At 48.7% G+C, this 17,279-nt stretch carries 14 protein-coding genes and 1 other annotated feature; all 14 genes read left to right on the top strand.

Annotation, left to right across the window (positions count from 1 at the left end):
* Nucleotides 1–65: 65 nt before the first annotated feature.
* The 14 genes from ACFQ1X_RS06360 to pyrE all read left to right on the top strand — a co-directional run bounded on the left by ACFQ1X_RS06360 (nt 66) and on the right by pyrE (nt 17,067).
* A complete protein-coding gene (locus ACFQ1X_RS06360) occupies nt 66–587 on the top strand; it encodes a DivIVA domain-containing protein (protein WP_144837510.1) in 522 nt (173 codons plus the stop codon).
* 55 nt (nt 588–642) lie between these two features.
* Nucleotides 643–856, top strand: a binding site (T-box leader).
* Nucleotides 857–899: 43 nt separating this feature from the next.
* Nucleotides 900–3,662 carry an isoleucine--tRNA ligase gene (gene ileS, locus ACFQ1X_RS06355; protein WP_144837508.1) on the top strand — a complete coding sequence of 921 codons (2,763 nt, stop codon included), beginning with the start codon at nt 900–902 and terminating at the stop codon, nt 3,660–3,662.
* 412 nt (nt 3,663–4,074) lie between these two features.
* Nucleotides 4,075–4,551 (top strand): signal peptidase II, encoded by a 477-nt coding sequence (lspA, locus tag ACFQ1X_RS06350; protein WP_144837506.1) that lies wholly within the window; start codon nt 4,075–4,077, stop codon nt 4,549–4,551.
* A gap of 20 nt (nt 4,552–4,571) precedes the next feature.
* A complete protein-coding gene (locus tag ACFQ1X_RS06345) occupies nt 4,572–5,483 on the top strand; it encodes an RluA family pseudouridine synthase (protein WP_144837650.1) in 912 nt (303 codons plus the stop codon).
* Between the two features lie 188 nt (nt 5,484–5,671).
* Nucleotides 5,672–6,211 carry a bifunctional pyr operon transcriptional regulator/uracil phosphoribosyltransferase PyrR gene (gene pyrR, locus ACFQ1X_RS06340; protein WP_144837648.1) on the top strand — a complete coding sequence of 180 codons (540 nt, stop codon included), beginning with the start codon at nt 5,672–5,674 and terminating at the stop codon, nt 6,209–6,211.
* Nucleotides 6,212–6,235: 24 nt separating this feature from the next.
* A complete protein-coding gene (locus ACFQ1X_RS06335; protein ID WP_144837504.1) occupies nt 6,236–7,525 on the top strand; it encodes a solute carrier family 23 protein in 1,290 nt (429 codons plus the stop codon).
* Nucleotides 7,526–7,649: 124 nt separating this feature from the next.
* Nucleotides 7,650–8,519, top strand: a complete 870-nt coding sequence (locus tag ACFQ1X_RS06330) for an aspartate carbamoyltransferase catalytic subunit (RefSeq protein WP_144837502.1) — start codon at nt 7,650–7,652, stop codon at nt 8,517–8,519.
* A gap of 2 nt (nt 8,520–8,521) precedes the next feature.
* Nucleotides 8,522–9,802, top strand: coding sequence for a dihydroorotase (locus ACFQ1X_RS06325; RefSeq protein WP_144837500.1), 1,281 nt, complete (start codon nt 8,522–8,524; stop codon nt 9,800–9,802).
* The gene (locus ACFQ1X_RS06320; RefSeq protein WP_144837498.1) at nt 9,799–10,893 is read left to right on the top strand and encodes a carbamoyl phosphate synthase small subunit; all 1,095 of its coding nucleotides are present in this window, start codon (nt 9,799–9,801) and stop codon (nt 10,891–10,893) included. The genes ACFQ1X_RS06325 and ACFQ1X_RS06320 overlap by 4 nt, the downstream gene beginning before the upstream one ends.
* Nucleotides 10,886–14,074, top strand: coding sequence for a carbamoyl-phosphate synthase large subunit (carB, locus tag ACFQ1X_RS06315; protein WP_144837496.1), 3,189 nt, complete (start codon nt 10,886–10,888; stop codon nt 14,072–14,074). The genes ACFQ1X_RS06320 and carB overlap by 8 nt, the downstream gene beginning before the upstream one ends.
* The gene (locus ACFQ1X_RS06310) at nt 14,071–14,838 is read left to right on the top strand and encodes a dihydroorotate dehydrogenase electron transfer subunit (RefSeq protein ID WP_144837494.1); all 768 of its coding nucleotides are present in this window, start codon (nt 14,071–14,073) and stop codon (nt 14,836–14,838) included. Before carB ends, ACFQ1X_RS06310 begins: the two co-directional genes overlap by 4 nt.
* Entirely contained in the window at nt 14,835–15,749 is a 915-nt protein-coding gene (locus ACFQ1X_RS06305) for a dihydroorotate dehydrogenase (protein ID WP_144837493.1), read from the top strand. The genes ACFQ1X_RS06310 and ACFQ1X_RS06305 overlap by 4 nt, the downstream gene beginning before the upstream one ends.
* Nucleotides 15,746–16,438, top strand: coding sequence for an orotidine-5'-phosphate decarboxylase (pyrF, locus tag ACFQ1X_RS06300; RefSeq protein WP_144837491.1), 693 nt, complete (start codon nt 15,746–15,748; stop codon nt 16,436–16,438). Before ACFQ1X_RS06305 ends, pyrF begins: the two co-directional genes overlap by 4 nt.
* Nucleotides 16,438–17,067: an orotate phosphoribosyltransferase gene (pyrE, locus tag ACFQ1X_RS06295; protein WP_144837489.1), complete on the top strand. Its 630-nt coding sequence runs from the start codon at nt 16,438–16,440 to the stop codon at nt 17,065–17,067. Before pyrF ends, pyrE begins: the two co-directional genes overlap by 1 nt.
* Nucleotides 17,068–17,279 lie beyond the last annotated feature (212 nt).

Below are 17,279 nucleotides of genomic sequence, written 5' to 3'. Positions count from 1 at the left end.
TGATATTTCATGCGATTGGCGGTATAATGGAAAATAACAAACATAATTTAAGGAGAGTGCACTGAATGCCTTTGTCCCCGTTGGATATACATAATAAAGAATTCAGCAAAGCGTTTCGCGGATACCAGGAAGATGAAGTGAACGAATTCCTAGATCAGATCATCAAGGATTACGAAATTCTGATGAAAGACAAAAAGGATCTTGAAGAACGCTTGAAACAGACCGACGAACGTGTCGGCCATTTCACAACAATCGAAGGAACTTTGCAAAAATCCATCGTCATTGCACAGGAAGCTGCAGAAGAAGTCCGCCGCAATGCCCAAAAAGAAGCAAAGCTTATTGTCCGTGAAGCAGAGAAAAACGGAGACCGCATCGTCAATGAATCGTTGACAAAAGCACGCCGTATTGCAATGGAAATCGAAGAGCTGAAGAAACAGTCGAAAGTTTTCCGCAACCGTTTCAAAATGATTGTGGAAGCGCAGCTTGACCTGATTGATACCGACGATTGGGAAACCCTGATGGAATATGATGTCGATACGACGACACTTGATAAATTGGAAGACAATAACGAAGACTACCGTCCTTGACTAAGAGTGCCACACTCTTTATAATTACGGCATACTAGAATCAGCAATTATTATACAAAATGCGTTGACGGAGACAGTATTTACAGCCATTCAGCAAAAGCGAGCCGGGGACAGTGAAAGCCCGGTGCTGAAAGCTGTAAAGAAAATCACTCCTGAGCAGAGCCGGGGAAAAACAGTATCCGGATCCGTTTCACCACGATACGGTGTTCGAGTGGCAGCTGATGGCTGCAACAAGGGTGGTACCGCGAGTCTGGCTTCTCGTCCCTTTCCAGGGATGGGAGGCTTTTTATTATGTTTACAGGAGGAATTAGGATGGATTACAAAGATACATTATTGATGCCGAAAACAGATTTCCCGATGCGAGGCAATTTACCGAACCGGGAACCGGAAATGCAAACGAAATGGGAAGAAATGGATATTTATAAAAAGGTACAGGAACGTACGAAGGATATGCCGTTTTTCGTTCTTCATGACGGACCGCCTTACGCCAATGGCGATTTGCATATGGGGCACGCACTGAACAAGGTTCTAAAGGATATGATCGTCCGTTCGCGTTCGATGATGGGCTTCCACGCGCCATACGTTCCAGGCTGGGATACGCACGGCCTTCCGATTGAACAGGCTCTGACCAATAAAGGCGTCAACCGCAAAGAGATGACGCTGGCGGAATTCCGCAAACTGTGTGAAGAATATGCCTATGAACAAATCGACAGCCAACGCACTCAATTTAAACGCATCGGTGTACGCGGTGACTGGGACAACCCGTATGTTACGTTAAAACCTGCCTATGAAGCACGCCAGATCGAAGTTTTCGGATCGATGGCGAATAAAGGTTATATTTACAAGGGATTGAAACCGGTTTATTGGTCGCCGTCAAGTGAATCATCACTTGCCGAAGCTGAAATCGAATATCATGACAAAAAATCTCCTTCTATTTATGTATCATTCCCTGTGACGGACGGCAAAGGAGTTCTTGCAGAAGGTACTAAATTCATCATCTGGACGACAACTCCATGGACCATTCCGGCGAACCTCGGGATTACGGTTCACGAAAAACTCGATTACATCGAAGTGGAAGCGAAAGGATCGCTTTATGTCATCGCCCGTGAATTGCTGGATGATGTCGCTTCTGAACTTGGCTGGGAAGATCATAAAGTTGTACGCGAAATGAAAGGTGCAGAACTGGATAATATTCTTGCGAAGCATCCTTTATATGACCGCACGTCGCTGGTTATGCTCGGCGAACATGTTACTGTCGATTCAGGAACAGGCTGTGTCCATACAGCACCTGGCCACGGGGAAGATGACTTTTTGGTTGGTAAAAAATACGGTCTTGATGTTCTGTGCCCGGTCGATGAAAAAGGTGTCTTTACAGAAGAAGCACCAGGATTCGCAGGCCAGTTCTATGATAAAGCCAATAAAGCGATTACGGAAGCATTGGAAGCTGCAGGAGCTTTAGAAGCACTGTCATTCATCACACACTCTTATCCACATGACTGGCGCACAAAAAAACCGGTCATTTACCGTGCGACTGCACAATGGTTCGTGTCGATCGATGCTTTCCGTGATAATATCCTGAAAGCCATCAAAGATACTTCGTTCACGCCGGCGTGGGGTGAAACGCGTCTGTTCAATATGCTGCGTGACCGCGGAGATTGGAATATTTCCCGCCAGCGTGTATGGGGCGTACCGATTCCGGTATTTTATGCTGAAAATGGCGATCCGATCATCACTCAGGAAACAATTGCACATATTGCTGATCTGTTCAGAGAACACGGTTCCAATATTTGGTTCGAGCGTCCTGCGGCTGAATTGCTGCCATCAGGTTTCGAACATCCAAGCAGCCCGAACGGCATTTTCACAAAAGAATTGGATATCATGGATGTCTGGTTTGATTCCGGTTCATCCCACCAGGCTGTTTTGGATGAGCGGGAAGACCTGCAATATCCGGCAGATCTCTATCTCGAAGGCTCCGATCAATACCGCGGCTGGTTCAATTCGTCGCTTACGACAAGTGTTGCCATCAACGGCATTGCTCCATATAAAGGAATTCTGAGCCACGGCTTTACGCTGGACGGCAATGGCCGCAAAATGAGTAAATCACTCGGCAACGTCATCGTCCCGGCAAAAGTGATGAATCAGATGGGTGCAGACATTCTCCGCCTGTGGGTGGCATCAGTCGATTATACGGCGGATGTCCGCGTATCGGATGAGAACTTCAAACAAGTGTCGGAAGTATACCGCAAAATCCGCAACACACTGAAATTTATTCACGGCAACCTTGCTGATTTCAATGAAAAAGAAGATCGTGTGGCATTCGAAGATATGCGCGAAATGGATCAATATATGGCGATGAAATTGCAGAAGATGATCGAAACAGCCCGCAAAGGTTATGAAACTTATGAATTCGCAACGATCTACAATGCTTTGAACAATTATTGCGCGAACGATTTAAGTTCCTTCTATTTGGATGTTGCCAAAGATGTCGTCTACATTGAAGCTGCCGATCATCCGCACCGCCGCGCAATGCAGACAGTAATGTTCGATTCATTGATGGCCATCCTGAAATTGTCTGCGCCGATCATTCCGCATACAGCTGATGAAATGTGGTCGTACCTTGGCTTTGTTGATGAAGACAGCGTCCAGTTGACTGATTTTCCTGAAGCGGTTGTGAATGACGGATTTAAAGACCTTGAAGCGAAATGGTCCAAATTCATGACTGTCCGCGACGATGTGCTGAAAGCGCTGGAAGAAGCACGTGCAGCGAAAACCATCGGTAAGTCACTTGAAGCCAAAGTCACTGTCTACGGTTCTGAAGAAACGAAAAACCTGCTTGCCTCTGTCGATGACAATGTGGCACAGCTGTTGATCGTATCCAATTATAATTTTGGTGGATCTCCTGAACAAGCACCGGCTGATGCATTGGTGTTAAATCACGTAACTGTATCGGTTGAAAAATCCGAAGGTGATAAATGTGAGCGCTGCTGGACGATTTCAGATAAAATCGGCCAAAGCGAAGCACACCCGACGTTATGCCCACGATGCGCAGATGTAGTAGAGAAGCATTATAGCTAAGTTGAAATTCTAAATAAATCTTTAGAGAACGCTTGGCGCTTAGGACAAAGCTCCCGCTATAAGCCGAGAAGAGCATTCGTCTTATAGCTTCGCTCAGTCCATAGCCGCGCCGGCGCTTAGAGAGTGACTTTTGCTGAGCCAGTCTCCAAGATATGGAGCAAAACAGTGAAGACGCCCAGGGGACCAAGCGAAGTGCTGAGATCCACTCGGACGAAGTCCCGAGTTAGCTCAGCACAAGCCCCCAGGCAAGCGCAGCTGTTTTGCGGAATATCGGTTAATAATGATTATTACTTCAAAAAGTATTAAAAAATTGCGAGGTCTGGAGAACCGGAAAGCCGGCTCTCCGGACCTTCACTTTTTATAAGGGAAATGTGTTAAAATAGAATGACAGATGATTTGACGGGGGAAACATATGTTTATATATTATGGAATCGCATTGCTAATCATTGCTGCAGATCAGTTTACCAAATGGCTGGTCCTGCAGAATATGGAGCTGGGCGAACGGATACCTGTGATTGAACCGTATCTTGCTTGGCTGTCGCATCGCAACCGGGGTGCTGCCTGGGGGATGCTGGAAGGGCAGATGTGGCTGTTTGGTGTAATTACAGTTGCGGTGATTATAGGAATTCTTTATTACTTCCATAAACACGCCCAGGGACAGCCACTGTTTCAAATGAGCCTGATGATAATACTGGGCGGCGCTATAGGAAACTTTATTGACAGAATGCTCCGCGGTGAAGTCGTCGACTTTGTCGATGTCCTGATCCCTGGAATCAATTATCATTTTCCAATATTCAATGTTGCCGATGCTGCACTGACAATCGGGGTTATCCTGATGATCGTATTCGTGATCTATGACGAAAAACAAGAAAAGAAAAAGGTGTCTTAATGGAAGATTTAACTATACAAATCGAAGATTTAACAATAGAAATCACGGAAGAAATGGCCGGAGAAAGAATCGATAAAGCGGTTTCTTCGATTGATGAAGACTGGTCGCGCTCGCAAATTGCCAATTGGGTCAAAGATGGAGCGGTCAGAGTCAATGGCGAAATCGTCAAACCGAATTATAAAGTGCGTCTGGAAGACGTAATCATCGTTACGCCGCCGATACCGGAAGAGCTCGACGTTGTGCCAGAAGATCTTGATCTTGAAATCATTTATGAAGATTCGGATGTGCTGGTGGTCAACAAGCCGAAGGGCATGGTCGTTCATCCGGCTCCAGGCCATTCAAAAGGTACCCTTGTCAATGGCCTGATGTATCATTGCACCGATTTATCGGGAATCAATGGCGTCGTCCGTCCTGGGATTGTCCACCGGATCGATAAAGATACGTCGGGCTTGCTGATGGTCGCAAAAAACGACGCATCGCACACCTCGCTCGTCAATCAATTGGTCAGAAAAAGTGTGACACGGAAATATCTTGCACTTGTTCATGGACATATTCCGCATGACAAAGGCACAATCGAAGCTCCGATTGCGCGTGACCCGAAAGAACGCCAGAATATGGCAATCGTTGATAAGGGCAAACATGCGGTGACGCATTTCCGTGTTCTCGAACGCTTCGGTAATTTTACGCTGGTTGAATGCCGGCTTGAGACAGGTCGTACACACCAGATTCGTGTCCATATGAAATACATCGGATTCCCGCTTGTCGGCGATCCGAAATACGGACCGAAGAAAACGATGGATATCGGCGGCCAGGCGCTGCATGCAGAAGTGATCGGTTTTGATCATCCGAAAACTGGTGAATACATGGAATACTCGGCAGAAATGCCTGGGGAATTCGCAGAACTTCTGGAATCTCTTCGAAAGAAGGATTGACAAAACCGCGAGTTATTCTTTATACTTGAAAAAACCAATCGAATAATAACACCTTTAAAAACGGTCCAGAGAGGCCGAGAAGGTATTTACGCAAGCCGGAAGTCTGTCTTCCGTCTGGAATTTTCTGCGCATATATCCTCCTGCCCTCTGGCAGGAGGTTTTTTTATTTGTCCAAAGGAGATGAGACAATGGTGGAAAAAGCGGATATTCTGGACGAGCAGGCGATGGCGAGGGCCATTACGCGCATTGCCCATGAAATCATTGAACGAAACAAAGGAATCGATGACATCATCCTGGTCGGCATCAAAACACGAGGCGCGTTCATTGCGAAGCGGCTGGCTGAGAAAGTGGAGAAGATCGAAGGCAAGGCGATCAAGACCGGGGAACTCGATATCACCTTGTACCGCGATGACTTGAGTGTCAAAAACAGAAATAAAGAACCATTGGTCCAGCAGGTGGACATCGAACACAGCATCGAAGGGCAGAAAGTGGTGCTGGTTGATGACGTCCTGTTTACGGGCCGCACTGTGCGAGCGGCGATGGATGCTGTCATGGACATCGGAAGACCGGCTCAGATCCAGTTAGCGGTGCTGATTGACCGCGGACACAGGGAACTGCCGATCCGTTCGGATTACGTTGGGAAGAATATCCCGACATCAAGCAATGAACGCATCGTTGTTGAAATGAAAGAAAGCGACGGCAAAGACCGCGTAGCAATACACGAATAGTAGAGAGAGACGGGGGAGACAGTTTTGAACGAAGCAGTACTCGATATAAAAGATAAACCGAAAACCGGCCAGTGGATCTCACTGAGCCTTCAACATATGTTCGCCATGTTCGGCGCAACGATTCTTGTTCCGCAGCTTGTAGGTCTCAGCCCGGCGATTGCACTGCTGACAAGCGGCATCGCCACTATCGTTTTCTTATTGATCACGCAATTCAAAGTGCCGGCGTATCTGGGATCATCATTTGCCTTTATCGTGCCGATCCAGGTTGCAACAGAGTCTGGTGGCATCGGATCGGCAATGATCGGGGCGATGTTCGTCTCTGCCGTTTATGCACTTGTGTCACTGATCATTTGGAAAACCGGTTATCAGTGGCTGATGAAAATTCTGCCGCCAATCGTAGTCGGTCCGGTCATCATCGTCATCGGCTTGGCATTATCGGGCACTGCAGTCGATATGGCAATGACTATTCCTGCAGCAGGTAATACCACGGAATACAGCCTGCTTCACTTTTCAGCAGCAATCGTCACTCTGCTGACAGCAATCGTCTGTACGATTTATTTTAAAAACATCATTTCGTTAATGCCGATTTTGATCGGTCTGATTGTCGGCTATGCTTACTCAGCAGCTATCGGCATCATCGATTTTACGAAAATTGGAGAAGCCAATTGGTTTGCAGTCCCCGACTTCCTGCTTCCGGGTTTTGATTATTCTTTCCAGGTCACACCGACATTGCTGTTCATTATGGTGCCGATTGCAATTGTCACCATTTCAGAACATATCGGGCATCAGCTGGTGCTCGGCAAGATCGTCGACCGCAATTACATAAAAGATCCGGGATTGCACCGCTCAATTTTAGGCGATGGCCTCGGAACCTTTATTTCTTCACTAGTTGGTGGACCACCCAAAACGACATACGGTGAAAACATTGGCGTCCTGGCCATTACCCGCGTATTCAGTGTTTACGTGATCCTGGGTGCAGCCGTCTTTGCCATCTTCTTCTCTTTCGCTGGAAAATTGATGGCGGCCATCGAAACGATTCCGACCGCTGTGCTTGGCGGTATATCGATCCTGCTGTTCGGGATCATCGCATCATCAGGACTTCGTATGCTGGTCGACAATAATATTGATTTCGGCAATAAACGCAATCTGGTCATTTCATCCGTCATCCTCGTTATCGGGATCGGCGGAGCAAGATTGGAATTCAGCGAAACCTTCGTAATTGAAGGAATGGCTCTTGCAGCAATCATTGGTGTGATACTCAACCTGGTGCTGCCGGGTCTGGATAAAGAAGAATTTGACGACGGAACTGAATAAACACCTTTTAATGAATGTCCAGAGAGGCATGGAAAGGGTTGAAAGATACGGGCGAAGTCTGCCTTTATTTCCTCACACCTTCCTGCTCTCAGGAAGGTGTTTTTTTACGGAAGGGGATGTGACCATGGCAAATTTATTGACAATGAAGTCTCTGACAAATGACAGCATCATGAAGTTGATAGGCCGGGCGGCAGACTTTGAAAATGGGGAGCGCATTGAGCTCGGCGGAACAGTCGCCAATCTGTTTTTCGAACCGAGCACCCGTACCAAGATGAGCTTTGAAATGGCGGAACATAAACTGGGGTTGACGTCATTGCCTTTTGAAACCAGCTTCTCCAGTGTGCTGAAAGGCGAAACGCTGTATGATACGGTGAAAACGTTGGAAGCGATCGGAGTGGATGGAGTCGTTATACGTCATCCGGAAGAAGAGTATTACCGGCAGCTCGAAGGTATCGGCGTCGCAGTGATCAACGGCGGTGACGGCTCCGGCCAGCATCCCACGCAGTCATTGCTCGACTTGTATACAATATGGCAGGAGTTCGGCCGTTTTGAAAACCTCCATGTAACGATTGCCGGCGACATCGCCCATAGCCGGGTGGCGAAATCGAATGCTGCAGCTCTTGCGCAATTGGGTGCGAAAGTATCGTTCGTGTGTCCGCCGGAATGGAGCGGCGATTTTGAAAGCTCGGACCGCCTGGATGATTATATAGAAGAAACTGATGTGCTCATGCTGCTCCGTGTGCAGCACGAACGCCACGAAGGCGGCGAACTGTTGGCAAAAGAGGGTTATCACGAAAGTTACGGGCTTACTGTAGAACGTGAATCGAAAATGAAAGATTCGGCAATTATCATGCATCCGGCTCCAATCAACAGAGATGTTGAAATAGCCGACAGCCTGGTGGAATGTGAACGTTCACGGATTTTTAAACAAATGACCAACGGAGTATTCATCCGGATGGCCGTTCTGGAATATGCACTGAAAGGGAGAGATTGATTATGAATTTATTCATTAAAAATGTAAACATGTTGCAGGAAGGCGAATTAACTCCGGTCAACATCCGAATCGCCGGTGGAAAGATAGAGGAAATTGGGAAAGAACTCAAAGCACAGGGCGAAAAAGAAATTGACGGCAAAGGCCGGATGATCGCACCAGGGTTTGTCGATGTCCACGTTCATTTGCGTGAACCGGGCGGCGAACAGAAAGAGACGATTGACAGCGGGACGAAATCAGCGGCAAGAGGCGGTTACACGACAATCTGCGCTATGCCGAATACACGTCCGGTACCGGATACGAAAGAAAACCTGCAGCACGTCAATGGTTTGATCGACAAGAATGCGCTCATCCGGGTTTTGCCGTATGCTTCCATAACCATCAGAGAAGCGGGGAAAGAACGGACTAATTTGGAAGAACTGAAAGAGAACGGCGCCTTCGCGTTTACTGATGACGGTGTCGGAATCCAGGAAGCGGGTATGATGTTCGAAGCAATGAAGGATGCGGCTGCCATCGACATGGCGATTGTGGCACATTGCGAAGATAACAGCCTGATCTACGGAGGCGTTATGCATGACGGCAAACGCAGTCGCGAACTTGGTTTAAAAGGCATACCTGCTATTGCGGAATCGGTGCATATCGCACGGGATATTCTGCTGGCTGAAGCGGCTGGCGCACATTACCACGTCTGCCACGTGTCGACAAAAGAATCAGTGCGTGTCATTCGGGATGCAAAACGCGCAGGTGTGAGAGTGACGGCCGAAGTGACGCCGCATCATTTGCTGTTGACGGAAGATGACATTCCCGGGGACGACGCCAATTACAAGATGAACCCCCCGCTTCGCGCAAAAGAGGATTACGACGCTTTGCACGAAGGGTTACTTGACGGAACGCTTGATTTTATTGCCACGGACCACGCGCCGCATACTATGGAAGAAAAAGCGAACGGCATGGACAAGGCGCCGTTCGGAATCGTCGGATTTGAAACGGCGTTTCCGCTGCTGCATACAAAATTTGTCGAGACGGGAGTATGGACACTCGAGCAATTGATCGACTGGATGACGAAAAAACCGGCAGCAGTATTCGGCTTGCCGTATGGCACTATAGAAAAAGGGCAGACAGCGGACCTGGTGTTGCTCGACCTTGAAAAAGAACAGGCGATCGATGTGGAGAAATTTGCATCAAAAGGGAAAAACACACCGTTTGGCGGCTGGAGTTGCAAAGGCTGGCCGGTAATGACCGTGTTCGGCGGAGAAATCGTATGGCAGGAGGAGGCTCATCAATGAAACGTTATTTAATCCTGGAAGATGGCACGATATTTGAAGGAACTGCTTTTGGAAGTGATGATGCATCGGTTGGGGAAATCGTCTTCAACACAAGCATGACAGGCTACCAGGAAATTTTATCTGATCCGTCTTACTGCGGACAGATCGTCACGATGACGTATCCGCTGATCGGCAATTACGGCATAAACAGTGATGATTTCGAATCGATTGAACCGGCAGTCAAAGGCATGGTGGTGCGGGAACTGGCGGAGTATCCGTCAAATTTCAGAAATAAATCGACGCTGTGCGAATTATTCAAGACAAAAGGCATTCCGGGCATCACGGGAATCGATACGCGCAAGCTGACTCGTCTGATCCGTTCAAAAGGAGCGATCAAAGGCATCCTGACGGCAGCGGGAGAAGAAGTGCAAATCGATGAAGTCATCCGCCAGCTTCAAGGCATGCCGTTGCAGACAGACCAGGTTGCCCAGGTTTCCACCGCACGCCCATATCCGAGTCCGGGACGCGGCAAACGCGTAGTATTGATTGATTACGGAATGAAGCATGGCATCCTGCGTGAACTCAATAATCGTGACTGTGATGTCATCGTGGTTCCTTATAACACGAGCTCACAGGAAATTCTTGCCTGGGGACCGGACGGCGTCATGCTGTCAAACGGTCCCGGAGATCCGAAAGACGTGGAAGAATGCGTCCAAGTGGTAGGTGAGCTGCTCGGCCAGGTTCCGGTGTTCGGAATTTGCCTCGGGCACCAATTATTCGCCCGCGCATGTGGAGCGGACACATTCAAATTGAAATTCGGCCACCGCGGCGGCAACCATCCGGTCCGCAATCTGGAAACAGGCAAAATCGAAATTACTTCACAAAATCACGGCTATGCCGTAAATGAAGATACATTGCAGGGAACACGTTTGAAAGTGACGCACCAGGCTTTGAACGACGGTACAAACGAAGGTCTCAGCCACTTGGATTATCCTGCTTTCACTGTGCAATACCATCCGGAGTCTTCCCCAGGACCGGAAGATTCTAATTATCTGTTTGACCATTTTATCGAAATGATGAGTGCAAATCGAAAGGAGCAGCAATATGCCTAAAAGACAAGACATCCAAAGTATCCTCGTAATCGGGTCCGGCCCGATCGTCATCGGGCAGGCTGCAGAATTTGACTATGCTGGAACGCAGGCATGCCTCGCTTTAAGAGAAGAAGGCTACCGCGTTATCCTGATCAACTCGAATCCGGCCACTATCATGACGGATACGGAAATTGCAGACAAAGTGTATATTGAACCGATCACACTCGAATTCGTCAGCCGCATCCTGCGGAAAGAACGTCCTGATGCTGTTCTGGCAACGCTGGGCGGCCAAACAGGCTTGAATATGGCCATTGAACTGGACGAATCGGGAATTCTTGACGAATTAGGAATCGAAATTCTGGGAACAAAACTGGAAGCGATCCATAAAGCGGAAGACCGCGATCTTTTCCGTACACTGATGAATGAACTCGGGGAACCGGTTCCGGATTCTGATATTATCCATAATTTGGATGAAGCTAAAGCGTTTGTGGACCGCATCGGCTACCCGGTCATTGTTCGCCCTGCATTCACGATGGGTGGAACTGGTGGCGGAATCTGCCACAACGATGAACAACTGAAAGAAATCGTCTCAAGCGGTTTGAAATACAGCCCGGTGACGCAATGTCTCCTTGAAAAATCAATCGCAGGATTCAAGGAAATCGAATACGAAGTGATGCGTGATGCCAACGACACGGCGATTGTGGTCTGCAACATGGAAAACATTGACCCCGTAGGCATCCATACCGGTGATTCGATTGTTGTGGCACCGAGCCAGACCTTGTCTGACCGCGAATACCAAATGCTGCGCAATGTGTCCCTGAAAATCATCCGCGCCCTCAAAATCGAAGGTGGCTGCAACGTGCAGCTTGCGCTTGACCCGGACAGCTTCAATTACTTCATCATCGAAGTGAACCCGCGCGTCAGCCGGTCATCAGCGCTTGCTTCCAAAGCAACGGGCTATCCGATTGCCAAACTGGCCGCAAAAATCGCGGTCGGACTGACATTGGATGAAATGATGAACCCTGTGACAGGGCGCACATATGCTGCGTTTGAACCGGCACTCGATTATGTGGTAACAAAAATACCGCGCTGGCCGTTCGATAAATTCGAAGCGGCAAAACGGAATCTCGGCACGCAGATGAAAGCGACCGGCGAAGTCATGGCGATGGGCCGGACATTTGAGGAATCCATACTCAAAGCTGTCCGCTCGCTCGAAACCGGACAATTCCATCTGGAGTTGAAAAATGCCGATGCGATGAGCGACGAATGGATTGAAAAACGGATCCGCCGGGCAGGCGATGAGCGATTGTTCTTTATTGGCGAAGCGCTGCGACGCGGTGTGACGATCGAAACGATTCACGACTGGAGCCAAATCGATCTGTTCTTCCTGAATAAATTTCAGAACATAGTTCAGTATGAAGAGAATTTGACACAAAATCCTTATGATTATGACGCGACGAAAAAAGCCAAACGCCTGGGCTTTGCTGACCGTACGATTGCGAAATTATGGGATACGACGGAACAGCAGGTTTATAACTGGCGCAAAGAACACAAATTGATGCCGGTCTATAAAATGGTGGATACCTGTGCAGCGGAATTTGAATCGGAAACACCTTATTTCTACGGAACCTATGAAGATGAAAACGAGTCGGTCCGGACGGATAAAGAAAGCGTCATCGTTCTGGGATCGGGTCCCATCCGCATCGGACAGGGAGTGGAATTCGATTATGCCACCGTGCATTCAGTTTGGGCCATCCAGGAAGCTGGCTATGAGGCAATTATCATCAATAACAATCCGGAAACAGTGAGTACCGACTTTTCGATTTCGGATAAACTCTATTTCGAACCGCTGACGATTGAAGACGTTATGCATATCGTCGATCTGGAACAGCCGAAAGGTGTAGTGGTCCAGTTCGGTGGGCAGACAGCAATCAATTTGGCTGACAAACTGGAACAGAACGGCGTGAAAATTCTCGGGACGACGCTTGAAGATACCGACCGTGCGGAAAACCGTAATAAATTCGAGGCTGCACTGAATGAAATCGGCATCCCTCAGCCACTCGGCAAAACGGCTGTTTCTAAAGAAGAGGCGGTTGTAATTGCCAATAACATCGGCTATCCGGTATTGGTGCGACCTTCCTATGTTCTTGGCGGACGCGCAATGGAAATCGTCTACAATGAAAATGACTTGAACTATTATATGGAACACGCTGTAGAAGCGAGCCCGGAGCATCCGGTGCTGGTCGACCGTTACCTAACAGGAATCGAAGTGGAAGTGGATGCCATTTCAGACGGTGAAAACGTGCTGATTCCAGGAATCATGGAACATATCGAGCGCGCAGGAGTCCATTCCGGTGACTCGATCGCAGTTTACCCGACGCAGAATCTTTCACAGAATCTCGTAGATACGCTGGTCGATTACACGACACGTCTTGCAAAAGGCTTTAACATTGTCGGATTGCTGAATATCCAGTATGTAGTTTCAAAAGGGGACATCTTTGTTATTGAAGTCAACCCGCGCTCAAGCCGCACAGTGCCATTCATGAGCAAAATCATTTCGATCCCGATGGCCAATATCGCTACCAAAGCCATACTCGGCCAAAGCATTATTGACCAGGGCTACACACCAGGACTCGTTCCGAAAGTCAGCGGTGTCTATGTAAAAGTCCCGGTATTTTCATTCGCGAAGCTGCGCCGTGTCGATATCACGCTCGGACCAGAAATGAAATCGACCGGCGAAGTCATGGGCAAAGATACGACCCTGGAAAAAGCGCTTTACAAGGGGCTTGCTGCAGCCGGAATGGAAATTAAAGACCACGGCACTGTGCTGCTGACAGTAGCGGACAAAGACAAGACAGAAGCAATCGGACTTGCCAAACGATTCAAATCAATCGGCTACCAGATCATGGCGACAGGCGGCACCGCAGCTGCTTTCGAAGAAGCGGGAATAGCTGTTGCACCGATCGGCAAAATCGGGGCAGAAGGCAGAACCTTGCTTGATGTAATTCAAAGCGGAGATGCCCAGATCGTCATCAACACGCTGACAAAAGGCAAACAGCCGGAACGCGACGGTTTCCGCATACGCCGCGAATCGGTGGAAAACGGTGTGCCTTGCCTGACTTCGCTTGATACCGCTGCAGCAATGCTGCGTGTCATTGAATCGATGACATTTTCTGCAGAAGAAATGGGGGCAGGCAGATGATCCGACAACAGCGAATGAAAGTGCTTGCCCAGCAGTCCATTGCGAGGCATATCTTCGAACTGACGGTCCAAGGCAGTTTGGTCGAGGAAATGGCTGAACCGGGTCAATTCGTCCATGTCCGTGTGGCAGACAGTTTTGAACCTTTGCTGCGGCGTCCGATTTCAATTGCTTCTATTGATAAAGAAAATAACAGCTTCACAATGATTTATCGCTCTGAAGGGCGCGGCACACAAATTTTGTCTGAAAAAAGAAGCGGGGACGAAATTGATGTCCTCGGTCCGCTCGGCCACGGTTTTCCGGTGGAAGAAGCAGAGAAAAAAGCTTACCTGATTGGTGGCGGCATCGGTGTACCACCCCTCTACGAACTCGCCAAACAGCTGAACAGCCGGGGCATCGAAACAGTGCATATCCTCGGATTTGAAAGCAAAGAAGCGATATTCTATGAAGAGAAATTTAAAGCGTTTGGCGAAACGCATATTGCGACAGTTGACGGTTCACACGGAACGGAAGGATTCGTCACTCATATTTTGAATGAATTGCCCCATGATTTTGATACGTATTTCAGCTGCGGACCGACTGCGATGCTCGAAGCTGTGCAATGGGCATATCCACAGAAGAAAGGTTTTCTTTCCTACGAGCAGCGGATGGGCTGCGGCATCGGGGCTTGTTTCGCCTGCGTTTGCCGTACAACAAAATCAGAAACGGATTACATCAAAGTCTGCTCGGACGGACCAGTATTCCCGGCAGGAGTGGTGATTTCATGATCGATATGACGATAAAACTACCAGGACTCGAATTAAAAAACCCGATCATGCCGGCATCAGGCTGTTTTGGATTCGGCAAAGAATACACACAATTCTATGATCTGTCACAGCTTGGCGCAATCATGATCAAAGCAACGACTGTGGAAACACGGCTCGGCAATCCGACACCGCGCGTTGCGGAAACTGCTGCGGGAATGCTGAATGCCATCGGACTTCAAAACCCTGGACTGGAAAAAGTGTTCGGCGTGGAACTGCCGTGGCTCGAGCAATTTGATGTACCGATCATCGCCAATGTTGCAGGAACCACAACGGAAGATTATGTGGAAGTGGCACGCGAAGTTTCCAAAGCAGCAAATGTCCATGCGCTGGAAATCAACATTTCCTGCCCGAATGTCAAAAGGGGCGGAATCACTTTCGGAACGGATCCTGCAGTCGCACGTGAATTGACAAGAGCGGTGAAAGAAGTTTCTTCGGTGCCGGTTTACATTAAATTATCGCCGAACGTAACGGACATCGTTTCGATTGCCAAAGCTGTCGAAGAAGGCGGCGCCGACGGCATCACGATGATCAACACCTTGCTCGGCATGCGTCTCGATCCAAAAACCGGACGCCCGGTCATCGCTAACATCACCGGCGGCTTGTCAGGTCCAGCCATCAAACCCGTAGCGCTCCGTATGGTTTACGAAGTGAGCAAACAAACGAACTTGCCGATCATCGGCATGGGCGGCGTGACGGATGTGGATGATGTCATCGATTTCCTGTCGGCCGGTGCCAGCGCAGTCGCTGTCGGCACAGCCAACTTCGTCAATCCGTTTGTATGCCCGGAAATCATCGGCAAACTGCCGGAGCGGCTGCATGAACTGGGATACGACTCTGTACAGGAAGTTATCGGAAGGAGCCATCGTCTATGAGAAATGTCAGACCGATCATCGCATTGGATTTTGCTTCGAAAGAACAAACACTGGAATTTCTGAGTAATTTTGATGAAAGCTTATTCGTAAAAATCGGAATGGAATTGTTTTATCAGGAAGGTCCGGAGCTCGTGCGCGAAGTCAATAAACGCGGGCATGACGTCTTCCTGGACCTGAAGCTCCATGACATTCCGAATACCGTTGAATCGGCCATGCGCGGCATTGCAAAATTGGAAGTGGCGATGGTCAATGTCCACGCGGCAGGCGGCCTGAAAATGATGAAGGCGGCAAAGCGTGGGCTCGAAGGAAGCAAGACCCAATTGATTGCGGTGACACAATTGACGTCTACGAGTGAAGAACAGATGCAGAAAGAGCAATTGATTAATGCCACTCTGGAAGATTCCGTTGTCCACTATGCGAGGCTGGCGGACGAAGCCGGACTTGATGGTGTGGTTTGTTCGGTTCACGAAGCTGAAGCAATTGGTGACGCATGCGGTGAAGAGTTCCTGCGGGTGACTCCAGGAATCCGGCCGGCACAAGTGTCAGTGGATGACCAAAGGAGAGTCGCAACTCCAGCCCAAGCACGGGCACAGGGCTCGACACATATCGTAGTGGGGCGGGCGATAACAAAAGCGGCAGATCCAAAAGACAGCTATCGTCAAATAGCTGCAGAATGGAGGGGTGAATGATGAAAAGGGAAACAGCCAGGCATTTATTGGATATTGGAGCAGTTGAATTGCGTCCGCAAGATCCATTTACTTGGGCATCCGGAGTGAAATCACCGATCTATTGTGATAACCGCCTGACGATGTCGTATCCGAAAGTGCGCAAGGAAATCGCCAAAGGATTAGCAGACAAAATCAAGGAATTTTATCCGCAATGCGAAGTTGTGGCAGGAACGGCAACAGCCGGAATTCCGCATGCCGCTTGGGTCAGTGACCGTCTGGAGCTGCCGATGGTGTATGTGCGGTCGAAGCCGAAAGAGCACGGCCAGGGCAATATGGTCGAAGGCAAAGTGGAACCAGGCAAAAAAGTCGTAGTTGTGGAAGACCTGATTTCAAAAGGCGGTTCGGTAATCCAGGCGGCAAAGGGCTTAGAGCAGGCAGGATTCGAAGTGCTCGGCATCGTCGCCATATTTACATACGATTTGCCGCAATCGGTCGAAGCGATCGAAGAAGCAGGTTTCACTTTCCACACGCTTACTGATTTTCCGGCGCTTGTCGAAGAAGCGGCGAGTTCAGGGGCAATCGAGCAGGGAGACTTGCCGATGCTTGAAGAATGGCACGCACAATTGAAAGCTGGGACTTTGAAAAGCTGATCCTTATGGGTCGGCTTTTTGCTGTTTTATAGGGGGATTAATGATGGGGGAAATATATTTCTGTTTACAATTTCAGTTCGGAAATGTATGAGATTAGGTGGGATGTTCGTAAAGTGTTTTGACAAGTTTACGAACGCTTTTTATGGCCACTTTCAGCTGTTTTTAAAGCGTTCGTAAATGTGTACTTTTACGAACGCTCTAAAATGAAAAGT

The sequence above is a fragment of the Metaplanococcus flavidus genome, from assembly GCF_042675885.1.
Classification (GTDB): domain Bacteria; phylum Bacillota; class Bacilli; order Bacillales_A; family Planococcaceae; genus Planococcus; species Planococcus flavidus.
This window is presented reverse-complemented; position numbering and strand designations above follow the sequence as displayed.

Excerpts from the sequence above, each read along its gene's own strand:
- ACFQ1X_RS06360 (WP_144837510.1), top strand. The coding sequence starts at position 66 with ATGCCTTTGTCCCCGTTGGATATACATAATAAAGAATTCAGCAAAGCG.
- ileS (WP_144837508.1), top strand. The coding sequence starts at position 900 with ATGGATTACAAAGATACATTATTGATGCCGAAAACAGATTTCCCGATG.
- lspA (WP_144837506.1), top strand. The coding sequence starts at position 4,075 with ATGTTTATATATTATGGAATCGCATTGCTAATCATTGCTGCAGATCAG.
- pyrR (WP_144837648.1), top strand. The coding sequence starts at position 5,672 with ATGGTGGAAAAAGCGGATATTCTGGACGAGCAGGCGATGGCGAGGGCC.
- ACFQ1X_RS06330 (WP_144837502.1), top strand. The coding sequence starts at position 7,650 with ATGGCAAATTTATTGACAATGAAGTCTCTGACAAATGACAGCATCATG.
- ACFQ1X_RS06325 (WP_144837500.1), top strand. The coding sequence starts at position 8,522 with ATGAATTTATTCATTAAAAATGTAAACATGTTGCAGGAAGGCGAATTA.
- ACFQ1X_RS06320 (WP_144837498.1), top strand. The coding sequence starts at position 9,799 with ATGAAACGTTATTTAATCCTGGAAGATGGCACGATATTTGAAGGAACT.
- carB (WP_144837496.1), top strand. The coding sequence starts at position 10,886 with ATGCCTAAAAGACAAGACATCCAAAGTATCCTCGTAATCGGGTCCGGC.
- ACFQ1X_RS06310 (WP_144837494.1), top strand. The coding sequence starts at position 14,071 with ATGATCCGACAACAGCGAATGAAAGTGCTTGCCCAGCAGTCCATTGCG.
- ACFQ1X_RS06305 (WP_144837493.1), top strand. The coding sequence starts at position 14,835 with ATGATCGATATGACGATAAAACTACCAGGACTCGAATTAAAAAACCCG.
- pyrF (WP_144837491.1), top strand. The coding sequence starts at position 15,746 with ATGAGAAATGTCAGACCGATCATCGCATTGGATTTTGCTTCGAAAGAA.
- pyrE (WP_144837489.1), top strand. The coding sequence starts at position 16,438 with ATGAAAAGGGAAACAGCCAGGCATTTATTGGATATTGGAGCAGTTGAA.